Origin of the sequence: Sphingomonas sp. JUb134 (assembly GCF_004341505.2) — a bacterium.
Taxonomy (GTDB): domain Bacteria; phylum Pseudomonadota; class Alphaproteobacteria; order Sphingomonadales; family Sphingomonadaceae; genus Sphingomonas.
In genome coordinates this window covers 3308885-3328081 of sequence record NZ_SLYP02000001.1, presented here as the reverse complement: position 1 = coordinate 3328081, position 19197 = coordinate 3308885, and the positions used below count along the sequence as shown (strand labels likewise).

Sequence of the window (19197 nt, the reverse complement as noted above, 5' to 3'; positions counted from 1 at the left end):
AAGTTGTTTCGGCATCCATCGTGCAGCAGGCGACGGCGACACGTGCGGATAGATGGGCCCCGAACCAGGTTCAGGGCGACGAGAGAAGGTTGAAGGCATGACTCCCCGCGAAACCCTGCTGGCCGAGGCCGCCAAGCGCGTGCTGATCACCGACGGCGCGTTCGGGACCGAGATCCAGAACTGGAAGCTGTCGGAAGCCGATTATGCCGGCACCCTCGGCCTCAGCCATGACCAGAAGGGCAATAACGACATCCTGGCGCTGACCAAGCCCGAGGTGCCGGAGTCGATCCATCGCGCCTATTTCGAGGCCGGGGCCGACATCGCCGAGACCAACACCTTCTCCGCCAACCGGATCAGCCAGGCCGATTATGGCGCCGAGCATCTGGTGCGCGAGATCAATGTCGAGAGCGCGAAGCTCGCGCGCCGCATCGCCGACGAGTTCCAGGCCAAGGATGGCCGCCCGCGCTTCGTCGCCGGCGCGATCGGGCCGACCAACAAGACGCTGTCGCTGAGCCCCGACGTCAACGATCCCGGCTTCCGCGAGATCGACTTCGATTACCTGAAGGACGTGTATCGCGAGCAGATCGACGCGCTGGTCGAGGGCGGCGCGGACTTCGTGCTGATTGAGACGGTGTTCGATACGTTGAACGCCAAGGCGGGGATCATGGCGGCGATCGAGGCGGGCAATGCGCTTGGCCGCGACCTGCCGATCATGCTGTCGATGACGCTGACCGACCTGTCGGGCCGTAACCTGTCGGGGCATACGGTCGAGGCGTTCTGGCATGCGGTGCGCCATGCGCGGCCGCTCACCATCGGGCTCAATTGCTCGTTTGGGGCGGAGCAGCTGCGGCCGCATGTGAAGACGCTGTCGCAGATCTGCGACACGCTGATCATGGTCTATCCCAACGCCGGCCTCCCCAACGAGCTCGGCGCCTATGACGAGGCGCCGGAGACGACCGCCGGGCTGGTGCGCGACTGGGCGGAGAACGGCCAGGTCAATGTGCTGGGCGGTTGCTGTGGGTCGACCCCCGCACACATCCAGGCGATTGCCGAGGCGGTGCGCGAACTGCCGCCGCGCAAGATCCCGACCCCGGAAGTGCGGACGCGGCTTGCCGGGCTCGAGCCGTTCACCATGGCAGCGTAACGCTAATCCTCCCCGGAACGGGGAGGGGGACCGCGCCCGAAGGGCGTGGTGGAGGGGGCTCTCCGCGAGCGGGCTCCCTGCGGCAACCCCCCTCCACCAGCTTCGCTGGTCCCCCTCCCCGTACCGGGGAGGATCAAGAAGAAGACAGATGAACGCCACCGCCTCCTCCACCAGCTTCGTCAACATCGGCGAGCGCACCAACGTTACCGGCTCCGCGCGCTTCAAGAAGCTGATCATGAACGGCGACTATGCTGCCGCGATCGAGGTCGCGCTCCAGCAGGTGGAGGCCGGCGCGCAGGTGCTGGACGTCAACATGGACGAGGGGCTGCTCGACGCGCACCACGCCATGACGACCTTCCTGAAGCTGATCCAGGCCGAGCCGGACATCGCCCGCATCCCGGTGATGGTCGACAGCTCGAAGTGGGACGTGATCGAGGCGGGGCTGAAGTGCGTGTCCGGAAAGCCGATCGTGAACTCGATCAGCATGAAGGAAGGGGAAGAGCTCTTCCTCGAGCACGCCCGCAAGTGCATGGCCTATGGCGCCGCCGTGGTGGTGATGGCGTTCGACGAGGTCGGCCAGGCGGACACCAAGGACCGCAAGGTCGAGATCTGCGAGCGCGCCTACAAGCTGCTGGTCGGCATCGGCTTCCCCCCTGAGGACATCATCTTCGATCCCAACGTCTTCGCGGTGGCGACGGGCATCGAGGAGCACAACAACTACGGCGTCGACTTCATCGAGGCGTGCCGCGAGATCAAGGCGCGCTGCCCACACGTCCATATCTCGGGCGGCCTGTCGAACCTCTCCTTCTCGTTCCGCGGCAACGAGCCGGTGCGCAAGGCGATGCACTCCGTGTTCCTCTACCACGCGATCCCGGCCGGCATGGACATGGCGATCGTCAACGCAGGCCAGCTCGAGGTCTACGACCAGATCGAGCCGGAGCTGCGCACGGCATGCGAGGACGTGATCCTCAACCGCGATCCGGATGCGGGCGAGCGGCTGGTGGCGCTTGCCGAGCGCTTCCGCGGCACCGATGCGGTGGCGGAGAAGCAGGCGGCGGAGTGGCGCAGCTGGGAGGTCGCCAAGCGGCTGGAACATGCGCTGGTGAAGGGCATCGACGCGCATGTCGTCGACGACACCGAAGAGGCGCGCCAGCTGTTCGCACGGCCGATCGAGGTGATCGAGGGTCCGCTGATGGACGGCATGAACGTGGTCGGCGACCTGTTCGGATCGGGCAAGATGTTCCTGCCGCAGGTGGTGAAGTCCGCCCGCGTGATGAAGAAGGCGGTGGCGCACCTGCTGCCGTTCATCGAGGCCGCCAAGGAACCGGGTTCGAAGGGCAAGGGCAAGGTCGTGATGGCGACCGTTAAGGGCGACGTCCACGACATCGGCAAGAACATCGTCGGCGTGGTGCTCCAGTGCAACGGCTTCGAGGTGGTCGACCTGGGCGTGATGGTGCCGTGGTCGAAGATCCTGGAGGCGGCGAACGAGAACGACGCCGACATGATCGGCCTGTCGGGCCTCATCACCCCCTCGCTCGACGAGATGGTGACGGTGGCCGAGGAGATGAAGCGCGCCAAGATGGTGATGCCGCTGCTGATCGGCGGCGCGACCACGTCGAAGGTGCACACGGCGCTGCGCATTGCGCCCGCCTATGACGGGCCGGTGGTGCATGTGCTCGACGCCAGCCGGGCGGTGGGCGTGGCGACGACGCTGGTGAGCGACACCCAGCGCGACGATTATGTCGAGAAGGTCGCGGCCGACTATGCCGCCGTCCGCGCCGCGCGCGAGGGCAAGGGGCAGAGCGCGCTGCTGCCGATCGCCGACGCCCGCGCCGCCGGCTTCGTCGCCGACTTCGCGCAGAAGCCCGCGGCTCCTGCGCAGCCCGGCATCCACCAGTTCGACGACTGGGATCTCACCGACCTGCGCGGCTACATCGACTGGACGCCGTTCTTCCGCGCCTGGGAACTGGCCGGCAATTTCCCGGCGATCCTCGACGACGAGATCGTGGGGGAAAGCGCGCGCGGCCTCTACGAAGACGCGCAGAAGATGCTCGACACCATCATCGCCGAGAAGTGGCTGACCGCCCGCGGCGTCGCGGGCCTGTGGCCGTGCCACCGCGACGGCGACGACATCGTGGTGCGCACCCGCCATAGCGACGACCAGGTGAGCCCGGACGGCGCGCACTTCCCGGCCGACCTGCACACGCCGGACCTCAATCCGGCCAACGAGGCGAGCGTGCGCCTGCCGATGCTGCGCCAGCAGATCGCCAAGCGCGAAGGGCGGGCGAACATGTGCCTGGCCGACTTCATAGATCCGGCCGGCGACTGGTTTGGCGGCTTTGCGGTCGGCATCCACGGCATCGACCCGCACATTGCCCGCTTCAAGGCGGCGCACGACGATTACAACGACATCCTGCTGAAGGCGCTGGCGGATCGCCTGGCCGAGGCATTTGCCGAGCGGCTGCACCAGCATGTCCGCACGACCCTGTGGGGCTATGCGCCCGACGAGCAGCTGACCAACGAGGCGCTGGTGCGCGAGCAGTATCGCGGCATCCGCCCGGCGCCGGGCTATCCGGCGTGCCCGGAGCACAGCCTGAAGCCGATGCTGTTCGACATGCTGAACGCCGGCGAACGCGCCGGGCTGGTGCTGACGGAGAGCTTCGCCATGCTGCCGACCGCGGCGGTGTCCGGCTTCTACTTCGGCCACCCGGACAGCCAGTATTTCGGGGTGGCCCGCATCGGGCGGGACCAGCTGGAGGATTATGCCCGGCGCCGCGGGGTGAGCGTCGAACAGGCGGAGCGCTGGCTGCGGCCGAACCTGGACTGACGTCGCCGCTCGGAACCGTGCTCCCGCGAAGGCGGGAGCCCAGGAGCCGCAGGCGATGGCGTCTGTGGCCTTGGACTCCCGCCTGCGCCTGACTTGCGAGACAGCGGCCGCCGTTCTTTGGTCACACCCGTATTCCTGCGCAGGCAGGAATCCAGGGCCAAGCAGACCAACGACTTGCGGTGCCTGGAACCCTGGGCTCCTGCCTTCGCAGGAGCACGGTCCGTGGTTTCGCAGAGGTCCCGCCTGCGCGGGAGTACGCTTAGGCCGGCTGCAACACCGCCGTGCGCTTGCGCTCCAGCGCCACCGAGACCGCCCAAATCGGCAGGCCGGCGAGCGCCAGCACCGCGCCGATCGCGCCGGTCGACTCCCAGCCCCAGCCGGCGGCGATCGCCATGCCACCCACCCAGGGCCCAATCGCGTTGGCGAGGTTGAGCGCCGAGTGGTTGAGGGCTGCGGCCAGGCTCTGCGCCTCGCCCGCCACGTCCATCAGCCGGGTCTGCAGCACGGTGCCGAGCGCACCACCCAGGCCGATCAGGAACACGCACGGGACGATCGTCCACAAGGACGCAGCGGCAAAGGTGTAGAGCGCCAGCATGGCGGCGCTCCACAGCAGCGTGAAAGCGACCGTCGGCATCAGCGCGCGATCGGCGAAGCGCGGCACGATCAAATTGCCCGCGGTCATGCCGGTGCCGAACACCGCCAGCACCACCGGCACCGTCGCGGCGGAGACGCGCGTCACCTCCAGCAGGGTGGAGGCGACATAGGTGTAGACGCAGAACATGCCGCCGAACCCGACCGCGCCGATGCCGAGCGTCAGCCACACTTGCGGGCGGGCAAGCGCGCGCAACTCGGCAAGCGGGCTGGCGGTGCGATCTGCCTTGTCGCGCGGGGCGAGCGCCACCAGCAGTGCGACGGTGCCGAGCGCCAGCACCGCGACCACGCCGAAGCCCCAGCGCCAGCCGACCGTCTGCCCGAGCGCATTTGCGGCCGGCACGCCCAGGATGGTGGCGACCGTCAGTCCCAGCATCACGCGCCCGACCGCCTGGGTGCGCTTCTCCGAGGGCACCAGCGAGGCCGCGACCAGCGAGGCCGCGCCGAAATAGGCGCCGTGCGGCAGGCCGCTCAGGAAGCGGAAGACCAGCATCCAGCCATAGGTGGGCGCCAGTGCGCTCAGCCCGTTGAACAGCGCGAACGAGCCCATCAGCGCGATCAGCAGCGCGAAGCGCGACATGCGCGCGCCGAGGACGGCAACGAGCGGCGCGCCGACCACCACGCCCAGCGCATAGGCGCTGATGACGTGGCCGGCGACCGGCTCGGTGATGCCGAGGCCGGGGGCGAACAGCGGCACCAGGCTCATGGCCGCGAACTCGGTCGTGCCGATCGCGAAGCCGCCGGTGGCGAGGGCGAGGTGCACCAGCGCGACGCCGCGCGTGGAAGCAGAAGGGGAGGAAGCCATTGTCGCGCAAATGGGTGATGCTGCACTGCAGCGCAAGCGCAGCCGCCGCAACGCTGCTTTGCGTAAACGCAAGCAGGTGGGGCGGGCTGCCCTCGACGCCCGGCGGCCCAGGCGCTAGGCCGCGTCGCGTGACCGATGCCCCTCTTCGCCTGCGGCTCGATGGCGCCGCGCTCGTCCACAACTGGCAGGCCCTTGCCGAGCGCAGCGGCCCGGCCGCCTGCGGAGCCGCCGTAAAGGCCGACGGCTATGGCCTGGGTTCGCGCGAGGTGGTGCGCCGGCTGGCCGAGGCGGGCTGCCGCGACTTCTTCGTCGCCACCTGGGCAGAGGCGGAGGTGATCGCCGACGTCGCGCCCGCGGTGTCGGTGCTGCACGGCCTGCGCGAGGAGGACCTCGCCGGGGCACGCCGCTGGCCGCATGTGCGGCCGGTGCTCAACACGGAGCGCCAGATCGCGCGCTGGCGCGACAGCGGCGGTGGGCCGTGCGACGTGATGGTGGACACCGGCATGAACCGGCTGGGCGTGCGCTGGGATGTGCCGGGCGCGGTGTTCGAGGGCCTGGAGATCGAGACGCTCGTCAGCCACCTCGCCTGCGCGGACGAAGACCACCCGATGAACGCGGAGCAGCGCGTGCGCTTCGCCGCAGTCGCGGCGCGGGTGCCGGCCAGGCGCTATAGCCTTGCCAACAGCGCGGGCATCTTCCTGGGCGGCGACTATCGCTTCGACCTGACCCGGCCGGGCCTGGCGCTCTATGGCGGCATTCCGTGCCCGGCGGCCGAGGGCGTGATCCGGCAGGTGGTGTATCCGGAGGCGCAGGTGCTCCAGCGGCGGCGCATGCGGGCCGGCGAGGCGGCGGGCTACAACGCGACCTATGTGGCGCCGGCCGACCAGGAACTGGCGGTGCTCAACATCGGCTATGCCGACGGATACGGCCGCGGGTTCTCGGACACGGGGACGGTGTTCGCGGGCGACACCGCCTGCCCGGTGCGCGGGCGGGTGTCGATGGACCTGCTGATCGTCGATGTGACGGGCGCAGACGTCGCCGAGGGCGACTGGCTGACGATCGACTATGCGCTGGAACGCGCCGCGGCGGCATCCGGCCGGTCGCAATATGAACTGCTGACCGGGATGGGGAAGCGGTACGCGCGCGAGTGGCTATAGCGGGACTTCGGGGCCGCGCCACGGATCGAAGGAACGCGCCCTGATCCAGCGGGTCGCCAGCCATTTGGCTCCCGCTCGGACCGGCAGGCCAGCGTGTTTGGTACGGACGTCGGGTCGTCCGTCCTCGGTAACGTTGTCGAAGACCAGCGCATCGCCTCCACGGGGCGCCACGGTCAGGCCGATCGAGGGAAACTGGGTCTCCCCTCCTGCGAAACCGCCGTTGAGATAGACCAGCACCGTTTTTACACGCTGGTTACGCGTGTGCGGTAGCGTGTCGAGATGCAGGCGATACTGCTGGCCCGGCCGATATCGAAGGATCGTTAGCGCCTCGCCCTGCGCGACGTCGGTCTGACTGATGGCCGCGATCCGCAGATTGATGGCTCTGATGACCGGATCCTCCCGCGTCGGCCCGATCAAGGCGCCATCGGACGTGCGGATCGGGTGCGGCATCTGGCGGCCGCTCGCAGGGTCGACGACGAGCGAGGGTTCCAGAAGCGGCGCGCTTGTCGCCGCGATGTGCGCGCATTCGGCCTCCGTAAGGAAGTCGCGAAAGAGGGTCACCCTGGGGCTGGCCGAAAGCACTTCTGCTTTCGGAAGCGTTTTCGGCACACCGAACGCGTCCAGGCGCATTGCGGTCAGAAGCTGCGCCTGGTGCGCGGCCGCTGCGTCGATACTGGAGAGCTTCTGCAGGAGCATGCATCCGGTGCTCCAGTCGGCCTGCGCGCCGCTCCCGGTGACGGTGAGCGCGATCTCCATGTGCGCGGCCTCGACATGCCCCGCTTCGCGCGCCTTGCGGAGAAGCTGGCGCGCCCTGGCAAGATCGCGGGGAAGGATCTCCCCGATCAGGTGCCACAGCGCGAGCCGAAACAGCGCCTCCTTGTCACCGCTGGCGGCGGCACGTTCCGTGGCGGCGATCGCCTCTCCCGTGCGCCCCGCCTCGAGCAACCTGTCGATGTGCGCTGGATGCGGTTCGACCTTCGTCATCATTCATGAATAGCAAAGGAGCCGGTAGTTTCCTACCGGCTCCCCCGCATTCAACAATGTGACAAGATCAGAACCTTGCCGACACGCCCGCGTAGAAGTAGCGACCGCGGTTGTTGTAGATGCCGCTGCCTTCCGCAGTGCCGGTCGCATAGAGCGGCGGCAGGCGATCGGTGAAGTTGTCGACGCCGAAGTAGAACATGGACTCCTCGGTCACGTTGAGGCCGAGGCGGACGTCCATGTAAACCACGTCCGGATAGTTGACTACGGTCGCATAGTCCTCGTTCTGCGGGGGGCGACCCTGCAGCGAGTTCGTGTCCTCGTACGCGCCGAACGTCATCTTGCCCAGATAGCGTGCCTGATAGTTCACAAAGAACTTATCGAAGCTGAGATCCAGGTCGAAGTTGAACGCGTCCTTCGGATAACCGAGCTCGCTCAGCAAGCGGTTTGCGCGACCCGGGTCGGTCGGATCCAGGAACTCGCTGTTCTCAAGCTGGTGAGTCCAGACGAACCTCGCGCCGACCGAGTTGTTCTCGCCGAACCGGGTGCGATACGCGATCTCGGTATCGATGCCGCGGACCTGCAGAGCCGCATAGTTCAGCAGGGTCGCCTGGAGCGTGCCTTCCAGGATCTGGAACGGGATTTCGCCGTTCGGACCGCCGTCAGGACCCGCGCGCTGGATCAGGCCGCAGAATTGGTTGTCCAGATCCGATGCGTCGTAGCAGGCATTCGCGATCTGCTGGGCCGACGGCGACGTGATCACGTCGTTGACCTTGATGTTGTAGTAGTCGACCGACAGCGAAAGGCCTCGCGCGAAGGTCGGCTGGACCACGACACCATAGGTGTAGCTGTCGGAGGTCTCTTCCTTGAGGTTGGGGTTGCCGCCGCTCAGGAAGTCCAGCGAGGACTGGTAGACATAGTCATAGTTGGCGGGGCGTCCGGCTGCGGCGCAGTTCGCTGCACGGTTCTCGGAACCGGTCGCGATGTTGCGGGCGGAGCAGGGGTCGACGAAGCCCGGGGCGAAATTCTGGCCGACCGACGAGTAGAGTTCGGTCAGGTTCGGAGCACGCACCGAGCGCGAGTAGTTCGCGCGGAAACGCACGTCGTCGATCGGCGACCATTCGCCGCCGACGCTGTACGCGAACACCGTTCCGGCCGATCCGCGGCTGTAATCGCTGACGCGGCCCGATGCGGAGATCGTCAGGTCGCGAACCAGCGGCAGGTCCCGCAGAAGCGGCAAGCGAAGCTCGCCATAGGCTTCCTTCACCTCATAGTCGGGGAAGTCATAGGGCGTGAGCGCGTTGTAGAAGGTGTAGCCCGCCTGGACGAGGGGATCCGCACGGAAGCTCGCGGTTTCGCGGCGGTATTCGGCACCGACGGCGAAGCCGACCGGGCCACCCGGCAGTTCGAACCACTGGCTGGAGTCACCCGAAAGGAACGCAGAACCGACGAACTGCGTGATCTTACCTACCGAGGTGGTGTCGCTCACCATGTAGTCGCGCGCCGCCTGGGAGATGTTACCAGCGCCGAACGGGTTAAGCGGCTGGCAAGCCGCGATGTCCGCCGCCAAAACGTCGGGGTTGCCACCGAAGTCGTCGTACGCCCGGGTCGGGTCGAGCTGCGAGCCGCAGACGATGTTGCCGGTTGCCGGATCACGAACCGCATCCGCGGCCAGCAGGAAGCGCTGGGTGTTCAGGTTGCCCAGAACCCGCGTGCGCTCCTTGAACTCGCCATAGTTGGCCGAGACTTCATAGTTCCAGTCATCGTTGAAGGTGCCGCGGAAGCCGCCGACGAAGCGATAGGTCTCGCGCCGCGACTCCTCAGTGCGGTTGCCGAGATCCATCAAGTTGCGACGAACCGCGAAGCGGAACGAACCGTCGGCGATGGCCGCGCGTTCGGCATCCGTGAGCGGCGCGCGCGTGTACGGGTTGGTACCGCCGAGCAGAAGCTGCTCCGTCACCGTGGCCCGTGCCGATGCCGACAGATACGGATTGTCGAGGCGCGGGCGCTCGTAGAAGCCGTCGATCGTGTTGCCCTGGTAGAAAGCGGGGCCGCTGGTGCCCGTGCCGACCACGTTGGTGCGGACGTACTTGGCTTCGATGAAGGGGATGAACGCATCCGAAACGTCGAAGTGACCGATCAGGTTGGCTGCATAACGATCGAGCTGCGGCAGCAACTGGACCAGCTTGCCTTCCCGCAGGGTTTCGCCGTTACCGCCAACGAACGAACCATTCGGTGCCAGGCCCGCGCGTGCGCCCGTCTGAGGAACAAGGCTGCCATCGGGCTGGAAGAAATAGGAGCAGGTATAGCCCACGCCCAACGGATCGGTTCCGCAACGATTGTTGCCGCCCGGACCGAACAGGATCAGGCCACCACTCGAGACCGCAGTCGATCGCACATCGCGATAGAGAATGCGATCGGGAATGCCGTCGCTGCCATTGATCGAACCGGCAGGATCGGTGTCCACCGTCAGGAACGAGTTGACCGTGCGGTAGGACTTGCGATCCGAGGCGTAGAAGTCGTTCTGACGCGCATATTCAAGGTTTACGGCGATGTTGCCGCGACCTTCGGCGAAGTTCTTGCCGGCAACCAGGCTGGCCGAGTAGGCGCCGGCGTCGCCGTGCTCGCTGATGCCGCCTTGGGCGCGGAGGCCGAGGCCCTCATAGTCGTTCTTGAGGACAAAGTTGACGACGCCCGCGATCGCGTCGGAACCGTAAATCGCCGAGTTGCCCCCGGTGACCGTGTCGACGCGCTCGATCAGGTCCGACGGAATGGTGTTGACGTCCACCGAGGTGGCGTTGCTGAGAATGTCGCTTCCGACGTGACGGCGCCCGTTTACCAGGGTCAGCGTGCGCACCGTGCCGAGGCCGCGCAGGTCGAGCAGGCTCAGGCCGGCCGTGCCCAGGAAGCGGGTCGAGTTTGACTGGCTGAAGGTGCTGTTGAGCGCCGGCAGGTCGTTCAGCGTGTCGCCGATCGAGACCTGGCCCGTCTGACGCAGTTCTTCAGCGGTCACGCTCAGGATCGGGGTGACCGATTGCAGGTTCGGCGACGCGATACGAGACCCAGTGACGATGATCGACTGCCCCTCTGCAGGAGCCTCTTCCTGAGTGCTCTCGCTAGGACCGGCGATGCCAGCCGGGTTTTCCGACGCGTCCTGCGCCCATGCAATCCCCGGCACCGCAACGCTCAGCGACGCAAGCGCGGTTGCGGAGAGTAATCTGCAGATGTTCATTTACATGCCCCATGGTCTCTAGCTGAAGTGCCAGATTGGGGAGAGCAAAGGGAACACCGGCCGCCTTGGCAAGGCTTGCCTGTCTGTACGTGCGATTAACGGCGCGCTGTGTGTCGCACCGGCAACATTCTTGTAACAAAAGACTATTGCCGGCGATGATCGTGTTATTTACGCCAAGCGACTACGGTCGCTCGACGCACATCGCGATGCCCATGCCGCCGCCGATGCACAGGGTGGCGAGTCCCTTCTTCGCGTCACGAGTCTGCATCGCGTAGAGCAGCGTGGTGAGCACGCGCGCGCCCGAGGCGCCGATCGGGTGGCCGATCGCGATCGCGCCGCCGTTCACGTTCACCTTGTCCGCGTCCCAGCCCATGTCCTTGCCGACGGCGAGCGCCTGCGCCGCGAACGCCTCGTTCGCCTCGATCAGGTCGAGGTCCTCGACGGTCCAGCCCGCCTTTTCGAGCGCGCGACGCGATGCGGGGACGGGGCCGATGCCCATGATCGACGGGTCGACGCCGGCGGAGGCCCAGCTGCGAATCGTCGCGAGCGGCGTGATGCCGCGGCGCTTCGCCTCGTCGGCGGACATCACCACCAGGGCTGCGGCGCCGTCGTTGATGCCGCTGGCGTTGCCGGCGGTGACGGTGCCGTCCTTCTTGAACGCCGGGCGCAGGCCCGACACCGCATCCAGCGTGGCGCCGGCACGGATATATTCGTCGTCGGCGACGATGGTGTCGCCCTTGCGGCCCTTCACCGTCACCGGGGCGATCTCGTCCTTGAACCGGCCCTCGCTGCGCGCCTGTTCGGCCAGGTTCTGCGAGCGGACGGCGAATGTGTCCTGATCCTGGCGGCTGACTTCGTACTGCGCGGCCAGATTCTCGGCGGTGATACCCATGTGATAGCCGTTGAAGACGTCGGTCAGGCCGTCCTTGATCATGGTGTCGACCAGCGCGACGTCGCCCATCTTGGAGCCGGCACGCAGCGCCTGGGCGTGGGCGGACAGGGACATGCTCTCCTGGCCGCCCGCGACCACGATCGAGGCGTCGCCGGTCAGGATCGCCTGATAGGCGAGGGCAACGGTGCGCAGACCCGAGCCGCAGACCTGGTTCACGCCCCAGGCGGGCACTTCCTTGGGGATGCCGGCGGCCATCGACGCCTGGCGTGCGGGGTTCTGCCCCTGCGCGGCGGTGAGCACCTGGCCCAGGATCACCTCCGACACGTCTTCCGGCGCGACGCCGGCCTGCGCGAGCGCGGCCTCGATCGCCTGACGGCCGAGTTCGTGGGCGGGCGTGGTGGCGAACGCGCCCAGGAAGCTGCCGACCGGGGTTCGCTTGGCGGCGGCGATCACGATCTCGGTCATGCGGCAAAATCCTCTCAGTGCGGCCGCCCTCGCGCGGCGCTTTGCGCCTATCTAGTCGCGGGAACCCGGCTTATCCAGTCGGCGAGTGGCTGCCAGAGCAGCGCGGGCGCGCGGCTGCCCACCACCATGCCGACATGGCCCGCGGCGACGGGGTGGTGGTCGGGCAGGCCGGCGGCGCTTCGTGCGGGCACGATGCGGTCGCCCTGCGCCACGAAGTCGATCGCCGGGCAGGCGAGCGCGCCGGGCGCGACCGGGCGGCCGCCCGGCTGCCAGCGGCCGCTGCCGGGCAGGTCGTCGCCGAAGAAGCCCTCGAACAGCTGGCGCCCGGCCGCATAGGTGAGCGGTGCCCCCGCATTGGCCCAGTCTTCCAGCGCGACAAAGGCCTGCGCCTTGGCGCTGCCGGGATCGAGCGTGCCGAACGCCTCGAACTTGGCGACGGTACGGGCGGGGTCGAGCCGCCAGAAGCCGGATTGCAGCACCTCCATCGGCACCAGCCCGAGCGCCGCGCAGGTCGGCTCGACCGCCTGCCACAGCGCGGCGATGCGCGCGCGCGCGCCGGTGCCGAAGCCGGCGAAGTGCCAGGGCGCGGCGATCAGCGCGATCCCCGCCACCGGCCGGAGCGTGGCGGCCGCGAGCGCAAGCGTGCCGCCCAGGCAATAGCCGACCAGCACCGGCGGCTCGGGCAGCGCATCGAGCAGCGGCAGCAGCAGCCCGGTCACATGCGCGTCGATGTCCTGGTCGCGATCGGCGGGCGCGGGCGTGCCCCAGTCGACCAGCAGCGGGCGCATCCCCTGGCCCGCCAGCCAGCGCAGCAGCGAATTGTCCGGCGCGAGATCCAGCACGAAGGGCGGGTTGATGAGCGAGGGGACGAACACCACCGGCCGGCCGGGCGCGGCACCCTGGCCGTAATCGTGCAGCGTCGCCCGTCCGCACCGTGCCAGCACCGCAGGCGCCGGCGGACGCGGGGGGCGCGGCGCCTGCTGGAACGCGCGGAGGCCCGCCAGTGCTGCGGCGCGGCGATCCGGGGCGTCCGCCGTCTCCGACTGCAGCATTTCCAGGAAGAGCGGCAGCGGACGCGGCCCGCGTTGCAGCGCGGCAGAAAAGGGTGATATTGTCGAGTCAGACATTTCAGGGGTTCTGCATGAAAAAGACTGTGTCGGATGGCGGGCCCGTCATCATCAAGAAATACGCCAACCGGCGTCTCTACAATACCGAGACTTCGTCCTACATCACGCTGGACCATCTCGCGGCGATGACTCGCGAGGGTCGCGACTTCAAGGTGGTCGACGCCAAGTCGGACGACGACATCACCCACAATGTCCTCACCCAGATCATCATGGAGGAGGAAAGCCGCGGGCAGACGATGCTGCCGGTGAGCTTCCTGCGCCAGCTGATCGCGCTCTATGGCGATTCGATGCAGGCGATGGTGCCGGGCTATCTGGAAGCGTCGATGGACAGCTTCCGCCGCAACCAGGAGCAGTTCAAGTCGGCGGTGGAGGGCGCGTTCGCCAATTCGCCGTTCGCCAACACGCCCTTCGCCGAGATCGCCAAGCGCAACATGGCGATGTTCGAGGCGGCGACCGCGGCGTTCAAGACCGGGGCCGCCAACGACAGCAGCGTCCCGGCGCCTACCGCGAACGAGGGCGGCGAGGGCGAGATGCAGGCGCTGCGCGCAGAACTCGCCCGCTTGCAGGAAAAGGTCGACAAGCTGGCCAAGTGAGCGGGGGGCCCCGGGGGTGCGGCGCGTCAGGCGGCCGGCCCCGGGGCTCCGCCGTGCTCCTGCGAAGGCAGGAGTCCAGGGTCCCAGCCACCGCGAGCGGTTGTTCTGCGCGGCCCTGGACCCCCCCGCCTGCGCGGGGGGACGGCAGTATGTGGCGCTTGTGCAGCTCTGAGGGTTACCGCGGCTTGACGAAGCGCAGCGTCATGCGGTCGCTCTCGCCGATCGCGGCATATTTGGCGCGATCGGTGTCGCCCAGCCGATAGCTCGGCGGCAGCGTCCACACGCCCTGCGGCCAATCGGCGGTGTCGCGCGGGTTGGCGTTCACCTCCGACCGGCCGGCCAGCTTGAACCCCGCCTTGGTGGCGAAGCCGATCACCGAGCTTTCCTTCATGTAGCCGCTCTTCTCCTCGGCGGCGCCGTCGCGCGCCTCGGGCAGGCGGTGCTCGACCACGCCCAGCGTGCCGCCGGGCTTCAGCATGCGGAACATGGCGTCGAACATCGCCTGCGCCTGGTCCGCGCCGCCGAAGCGCCAGTTGTGGACGTTGCGGAAAGTGAGCACCACGTCGGCGCTGCCGTCGGGCACGGTCGCGTCGCCGGGTTTGGCCGGTAAGCCTGCGATCCGCACCTTGGCATAGCGCGCGGCGTCCTTCGCCTGGAGCGCCTGCACGCCCTTGGCGCCGTTCGGCAGCGGGGCGGCGGCATAATAGGTGCCGGTGCGCGCCAGATAGGGGGCGAGGATCTCGGTGTACCAGCCGCCGCCCGGCCAGACCTCCACCACCGTGTCGGAAGGCTTCACGCCGAAGAAGGCGAGCGTCTCTGCCGGGTGGCGATACTTGTCGCGCGCGACGTTGGCGGGCGTGCGCGTGGGCGCGGCGATCGCGGCGGCAAGCGCCTGCTTGGGCGTCTCAGGGCGGGCGACGGCGGTTGCCGCCAGGGGAACCGCCGCGGCGGTAAGGGCGAGGATCGGCAGCATCGGGCGCATCGGAACGACCTTCCAAAAGGTGACGCGGGGATGTTGTGCGGCTAAGCGCGGCGGATGCAAGTGGGACTTTGGAGCGGAGCGGCCGCGCTGGCGGCAGTGGCGGTGGCCAGCGGGGTCGCCGACGCGCGACGTGCGCGCCGCGCCGACCTGGACCGGGTGGGGGTGATGCCCTGGCCCGGCATCCAGATGGCCGCAATCCTGTGCGCGGTCATCCTGGGCGCGCTCGCGCTCACGGGGTGAGCACCCGGTATGAGCCCGAATCGGACTTCCTCAAGGCCATCGTCGCCGAGGAGGTGCCGCTCTCCGGAAGCGAGTGGGCCGATGCGAACCTGCGCCAGCTGATCGCGATGACGCAGGACGCAGACCCGTCGAACCGGGATTGGGCGACCTTCCTGCTTGCTCAGGAGGCAGTCGACGGTTCGGAAGTGCGCGAGGCCCTGCTTTGCGCTGCGGAAGATGCGGACGAGGTGGTCCGCGGCGAGGCGGTGCTGGGGATCGCCCTGCGCGATGTGCCGCTGGCACTTCCGCTCGTGCAGCAGGGCCTGCGCGGGAAGTCTGTGGTGATCCCGATGCTGGAGGCAGCCGCACTCTGCGCGCACCCGTCCCTGATCGCCGGTCTGCGCATCTGGGCGGAGCCTTCCGACGAGCCCCACGCGGACCAGTTAGCGGCGGTTGCCCTGGCGGCATGTGAAGGGGCGGCGGAGGGTTCTTGAGGTGGTGAAACGCCTGGCCGTGCGTTGAGAGCGCGGCGTCCGAACGTGGGTGGGAAGCAGTCCAGCCGCTTAGCGCGCTCGACGCGTGGAAAGCTGCCGTTGCGGCAAAGGCTCGACGCTGTCAGCATAACGGCTATGCGGATTGACCCCTCCGAATACGCGCGCCTGCGATCCTGGTTCAGCCACATGGTCCCCAAGGTTTTTCCCTCGGACTTTCTCACCCGGGATACTCACCCCGTAGCCGTGCTTGATAGAATGGCGGTGAAGACCCCCGCCAAGGCGCGCGGCGGCCTAGGTATGGCGATTGGCGACCTTGTGGAGTTCACTAGTGACTGGTCTGCCAGCGACGTGACCGCGTGCAACCACGAGCTTTCGCAATTGGGCTTACCAACACTGTCGGAAGTGCGCGCAAGGTTCTCTAAGCTGGTGCAGCGCGTAGTTCGCCGGGGCCACATCAAGAGTGACGATGAGTTCTACGCTCTTCGCAACGCGGTTGAGCAGCGCGCGGACTCCGCGAGCCTGTGGCCGCTACTGGAAGCATACGAAGCGCGGAAATGAACGACTGACCGCTTCGGGCGACATGAGTGCTGGCCTGAACGACTGACTTTGGGCGCTTCCAGCCGCCGGTCGTTTACTTTCGTCACCTCAGGGAGATGCTGGGGTCCATCTCGCCGCGTGCGCGTGGGGCTCGATGGATCCCGGCCTTGGCCGGGATGACGGAGGTGGGGGGCGGGCGGGTGACCGGGCTTCTTCGTTCGCTCGGCAGTGATTGAGTGTCGAAGGGCAGGCGGGCGCTTCCGCCCACCTAGTAGAACTTCGCCAGCGTGAGGGTTCGGTCGGTGCCGTCGCAGAGGCCTAGGCGGAGCTTGCGGCCGGGGGTGTCGGCGGCCCAGGCGAGATCGGCGGCGCCGGGGGCGGTTTCGCGGATGGGGGCGCCGTCGACCTGGCAGATCTCCTCGCCCCGGCGCCAGCCCGCCCGGGCCGCGGGGCTGCCGCGCATGACGTGGAGGACGCTCAGCCGGTTGTGTTCATAGCCGAGCAGGAGCCCGCTGGTGGAGCGGGGCGGGCCGGCGGCGGTGCCCTCGATCGGGGCCAGAGCGAGGTGGCCGGCGCCTGGGTCTAGCAGGACGCGGAAGCGCTGGAGGAAACCCACGCCGATGCGGCTGGGGATGCCGGTGCGATCGGCGAAGTCCTTGCCCTCGATCCGCAGCTCGACCTCGGCCGCGGGGGCGTCGCCGAGTCGCAGCGCGTCGGTGACGGTGAGGCCCGCCTCGACTGGGCCGGCGAGGCCATAGGAGATGGTGGAGGTGAGCGGGCGCTGGGGCAGGCGGGCGGTCCGCCATTGGGCGCGCGTGACGCTGACGCTGGTGCCGTCGCCGGTGTCGATCATCACCGGGCGGAGCGACGCGCGACCGAGCCGGGCCTGGGTCACATAGAGCCCCTCGGGGTTGCGCGACAGCGGCGCGCGGTCGCCGGGGAAAGGCGCGGCGCCACTCGGCAGCAGGCGGAAGCGGCGGCTCGCGAAATCGATGTCGATCGCATGGGGGCCGAGCAGGTCGGCGCCGATCAGCGCATCCACCGGACGGCCGTCGCCAGTCTGCACCTGCGACAGGTCGAGGAGCGCCATCGGCCGCTCGGTGCTGCGCAGCCCGCCCAGCGACAGCCGCGCGACCTTTGCCCAGCTGAGCGGCAGGTCGCCGCCGATCGCGGCCGCGGTGCCCCGCGCCTCGGTCTTCAGCCGGGCGGTGCGGGCGAAGCCGGTGTCCAGGATCGAGTGGGTGACGCCGGTGTCGAGCAGGGCGCTCGCCGGCCGCCCCTCGATCTTCATCGCGAAGCGGATGTGGTTGGCGGGGGTGAGTTCGAACGGTACCCAGCGCTCGGCGCTGTCCTTCGCCAGCGTCTCCGCGGCCGTGCGGGGCGCCTGGGCGGCGGGGACGGGGGACACGGCCAGGGCCGCGGCCAGGAGGGCGAGCGCGATGCGCATCGCGGCAGCCTAGGAAGCCTCCGCGAGTCGCGCCAGCCCGCCGCCTAGAGGCAGGCCTCCAGCAGCGCCTGGTCGAACCCGTACTGCTTGGCCTTGTCGAGCGTGTAGGGGCGCAGACCCATGGAGCGATACTCGCCGATGATCTTGCCGTCGGCGGATTCGTCCAGATATTCGAACTTGAACAGCTCCTGGGTCACGATCACCGGGCCTTCCATGCCGATCACCTCGGTGATGTTGGTGACGCGGCGGGAGCCGTCGCGCAGGCGCTTCACCTGGACGATCAGGTCGACCGAGTCGGCGATCTGACGGCTGATCGCTTCCTTGGGCACCTTGATGTCCGACATCATCACCATGTTCTCCATACGCGCCAGGCATTCGCGCGGGGAGTTGGAGTGGAGCGTCGCCATCGAGCCGTCGTGGCCGGTGTTCATGGCGGCGAGCAGGTCGAAACACTCGGCGCCGCGGATTTCGCCCAGGATGATGCGGTCCGGACGCATACGCAGCGCGTTCTTCACCAGGTCGCGAATCGTGATCTCGCCCTGACCCTCCAGGTTGGGCGGGCGGGTTTCCAGCGGCAGCCAGTGCGGCTGCTGCAGGCGAAGCTCGGCCGCGTCCTCGATCGTCAGCACGCGCTCGCCCGGGTCGATCATCTTCGAGAGCGCATTGAGCATCGTCGTCTTGCCCGAGCCGGTGCCGCCCGAGATGACGATGTTGAAGCGGCTGGCACCCGCGATCTTGAGCGCGGTCGCCATCTTCGGGCTCATCGAGCCGAAGCCGGCCATCATGTCGAGCGTGATCGGCTTGGCCGAGAACTTGCGGATCGAGATCGCCGTGCCCTTGAGGCTGAGCGGCGGCACGATCACGTTGACGCGGCTGCCGTCCTTCAGGCGGGCGTCGGCGAGCGGCGTGGTCTGGTCGACGCGGCGGCCGACCGAGTTGCAGATGCGCTGCGCGATCTGGAACAGATGCTCCTCGTCGCGGAAGGCGATGTTGGCGAGCTCCAGCTTGCCCTTGCGCTCAACGAACGTCTGGTCGGGGCCGTTGACCATGATGTCGCTGATCGCGGGGTCGGCCAGCAGCTCCTCGAGCGGGCCCAGACCGAGCAGCTCGTCGACCAGCACCTTTTCCAGCGCGAACTGCTCGCGGCGGTTGAGGGTGAGCTTCAGCTCGGCCAGCACCTCGCCGATGATCGGGCGGAATTCCTCGGCCAGCTCGTCCTTGCTGAGGGTCGCGGCCGCTTCCGGGTCGACGCGCTCCAGCAGGCGCGGAAGCACCTGTTCCTTGATGCGGTGGATCGAGCTTTCGAAGCCCTCGACCCGGCTGGTGCCGGCCTCTCCGGACGCGGCCTGACGGTCGGCCAGGCGCTGCATAGCGTCGGCGTGGACGCTCGGCATGTCGATGGGCGGCGCGGCAAGCGGGGTCGATTCGCTGCCGGGCAGGGGGATGTCGGCGATGGGCGGGAACTGGCCGGCGCCATCAGTATCGGCGGGACGGGCGAGGGTGCTTTCCCCCTGCATGGGGCGGGCGACGCCGAACTGCGGGCGCCCGGCAGGAGCGCCGAGATGATTGCGTCGACCGAATGCACTCACTTGCTACGTCCTCAACCTCGGGGATTTCCCGGTACCGTCAGGATAACGCGCAAGC

At 68.2% G+C, this 19197-nt stretch carries 15 protein-coding genes; 7 read left to right on the top strand and 8 right to left on the bottom strand.

Annotated features, from left to right (window positions below):
• The first annotated feature begins 97 nt into the window (after positions 1 to 97).
• The gene (locus tag EDF69_RS15660) at positions 98 to 1144 is read left to right on the top strand and encodes a homocysteine S-methyltransferase family protein (RefSeq protein ID WP_132883042.1); all 1047 of its coding nucleotides are present in this window, start codon (positions 98 to 100) and stop codon (positions 1142 to 1144) included.
• Between the two features lie 148 nt (positions 1145 to 1292).
• Complete coding sequence (metH, locus tag EDF69_RS15655; RefSeq protein ID WP_132883043.1) at positions 1293 to 3971, top strand: methionine synthase; 2679 nt, start codon at positions 1293 to 1295, stop codon at positions 3969 to 3971.
• 259 nt (positions 3972 to 4230) lie between these two features.
• Here the strand turns inward: metH and EDF69_RS15650 are convergent, their stop codons facing one another.
• Entirely contained in the window at positions 4231 to 5427 is a 1197-nt protein-coding gene (locus EDF69_RS15650) for an MFS transporter (RefSeq protein ID WP_132883044.1), read from the bottom strand.
• A gap of 128 nt (positions 5428 to 5555) precedes the next feature.
• On the opposite strand from EDF69_RS15650, the gene alr reads away from it, so the two are divergent.
• Positions 5556 to 6584 carry an alanine racemase gene (alr, locus tag EDF69_RS15645; protein WP_132883045.1) on the top strand — a complete coding sequence of 343 codons (1029 nt, stop codon included), beginning with the start codon at positions 5556 to 5558 and terminating at the stop codon, positions 6582 to 6584.
• Here alr and EDF69_RS15640 read toward each other — a convergent pair.
• The 4 genes from EDF69_RS15640 to EDF69_RS15625 all read right to left on the bottom strand — a co-directional run bounded on the left by EDF69_RS15640 (position 6579) and on the right by EDF69_RS15625 (position 13281).
• Positions 6579 to 7571 carry a 2OG-Fe(II) oxygenase gene (locus EDF69_RS15640; RefSeq protein WP_239555524.1) on the bottom strand — a complete coding sequence of 331 codons (993 nt, stop codon included), beginning with the start codon at positions 7569 to 7571 and terminating at the stop codon, positions 6579 to 6581. The two genes, alr and EDF69_RS15640, sit on opposite strands and share 6 nt — an antisense overlap.
• Positions 7572 to 7635: 64 nt before the next feature.
• Positions 7636 to 10797: a TonB-dependent receptor domain-containing protein gene (locus tag EDF69_RS15635; RefSeq protein WP_132883046.1), complete on the bottom strand. Its 3162-nt coding sequence runs from the start codon at positions 10795 to 10797 to the stop codon at positions 7636 to 7638.
• 181 nt (positions 10798 to 10978) lie between these two features.
• Positions 10979 to 12154, bottom strand: a complete 1176-nt coding sequence (locus EDF69_RS15630; protein ID WP_132883047.1) for an acetyl-CoA C-acetyltransferase — start codon at positions 12152 to 12154, stop codon at positions 10979 to 10981.
• A 47-nt stretch (positions 12155 to 12201) separates the two neighbouring features.
• On the bottom strand, positions 12202 to 13281 hold the full coding sequence (locus EDF69_RS15625; protein WP_132883048.1) for an alpha/beta hydrolase: 1080 nt from the start codon (positions 13279 to 13281) through the stop codon (positions 12202 to 12204).
• A 14-nt stretch (positions 13282 to 13295) separates the two neighbouring features.
• On the opposite strand from EDF69_RS15625, the gene phaR reads away from it, so the two are divergent.
• Positions 13296 to 13874 (top strand): polyhydroxyalkanoate synthesis repressor PhaR, encoded by a 579-nt coding sequence (phaR, locus tag EDF69_RS15620; RefSeq protein WP_125961570.1) that lies wholly within the window; start codon positions 13296 to 13298, stop codon positions 13872 to 13874.
• A gap of 175 nt (positions 13875 to 14049) precedes the next feature.
• Here the strand turns inward: phaR and EDF69_RS15615 are convergent, their stop codons facing one another.
• On the bottom strand, positions 14050 to 14856 hold the full coding sequence (locus EDF69_RS15615; protein WP_132883049.1) for a class I SAM-dependent methyltransferase: 807 nt from the start codon (positions 14854 to 14856) through the stop codon (positions 14050 to 14052).
• 60 nt (positions 14857 to 14916) lie between these two features.
• Between EDF69_RS15615 and EDF69_RS15610 the strand changes: the two genes are divergently transcribed.
• The 3 genes from EDF69_RS15610 to EDF69_RS15600 all read left to right on the top strand — a co-directional run bounded on the left by EDF69_RS15610 (position 14917) and on the right by EDF69_RS15600 (position 16127).
• Complete coding sequence (locus tag EDF69_RS15610; RefSeq protein WP_425336659.1) at positions 14917 to 15096, top strand: hypothetical protein; 180 nt, start codon at positions 14917 to 14919, stop codon at positions 15094 to 15096.
• Positions 15093 to 15569: a lyase gene (locus EDF69_RS15605; RefSeq protein ID WP_132883050.1), complete on the top strand. Its 477-nt coding sequence runs from the start codon at positions 15093 to 15095 to the stop codon at positions 15567 to 15569. The genes EDF69_RS15610 and EDF69_RS15605 overlap by 4 nt, the downstream gene beginning before the upstream one ends.
• Positions 15570 to 15704: 135 nt before the next feature.
• On the top strand, positions 15705 to 16127 hold the full coding sequence (locus EDF69_RS15600; RefSeq protein WP_132883051.1) for a hypothetical protein: 423 nt from the start codon (positions 15705 to 15707) through the stop codon (positions 16125 to 16127).
• 247 nt (positions 16128 to 16374) lie between these two features.
• Here the strand turns inward: EDF69_RS15600 and EDF69_RS15595 are convergent, their stop codons facing one another.
• Complete coding sequence (locus EDF69_RS15595) at positions 16375 to 17553, bottom strand: retropepsin-like aspartic protease (RefSeq protein ID WP_132883052.1); 1179 nt, start codon at positions 17551 to 17553, stop codon at positions 16375 to 16377.
• A 44-nt stretch (positions 17554 to 17597) separates the two neighbouring features.
• Positions 17598 to 19142 (bottom strand): ATPase, T2SS/T4P/T4SS family, encoded by a 1545-nt coding sequence (locus EDF69_RS15590; RefSeq protein ID WP_204991402.1) that lies wholly within the window; start codon positions 19140 to 19142, stop codon positions 17598 to 17600.
• Between the last annotated feature and the right edge of the window lie 55 nt (positions 19143 to 19197).

Bases quoted from the DNA above. Each gene is read 5' to 3' on its own strand.
- EDF69_RS15660 (WP_132883042.1), top strand. From the start codon at position 98: ATGACTCCCCGCGAAACCCTGCTGGCCGAGGCCGCCAAGCGCGTGCTG.
- metH (WP_132883043.1), top strand. From the start codon at position 1,293: ATGAACGCCACCGCCTCCTCCACCAGCTTCGTCAACATCGGCGAGCGC.
- EDF69_RS15650 (WP_132883044.1), bottom strand. From the start codon at position 5,427: ATGGCTTCCTCCCCTTCTGCTTCCACGCGCGGCGTCGCGCTGGTGCAC.
- EDF69_RS15640 (WP_239555524.1), bottom strand. From the start codon at position 7,571: ATGATGACGAAGGTCGAACCGCATCCAGCGCACATCGACAGGTTGCTC.
- EDF69_RS15635 (WP_132883046.1), bottom strand. From the start codon at position 10,797: ATGAACATCTGCAGATTACTCTCCGCAACCGCGCTTGCGTCGCTGAGC.
- EDF69_RS15630 (WP_132883047.1), bottom strand. From the start codon at position 12,154: ATGACCGAGATCGTGATCGCCGCCGCCAAGCGAACCCCGGTCGGCAGC.
- EDF69_RS15625 (WP_132883048.1), bottom strand. From the start codon at position 13,281: ATGTCTGACTCGACAATATCACCCTTTTCTGCCGCGCTGCAACGCGGG.
- phaR (WP_125961570.1), top strand. From the start codon at position 13,296: ATGAAAAAGACTGTGTCGGATGGCGGGCCCGTCATCATCAAGAAATAC.
- EDF69_RS15615 (WP_132883049.1), bottom strand. From the start codon at position 14,856: ATGCGCCCGATGCTGCCGATCCTCGCCCTTACCGCCGCGGCGGTTCCC.
- EDF69_RS15600 (WP_132883051.1), top strand. From the start codon at position 15,705: ATGCGGATTGACCCCTCCGAATACGCGCGCCTGCGATCCTGGTTCAGC.
- EDF69_RS15595 (WP_132883052.1), bottom strand. From the start codon at position 17,553: ATGCGCATCGCGCTCGCCCTCCTGGCCGCGGCCCTGGCCGTGTCCCCC.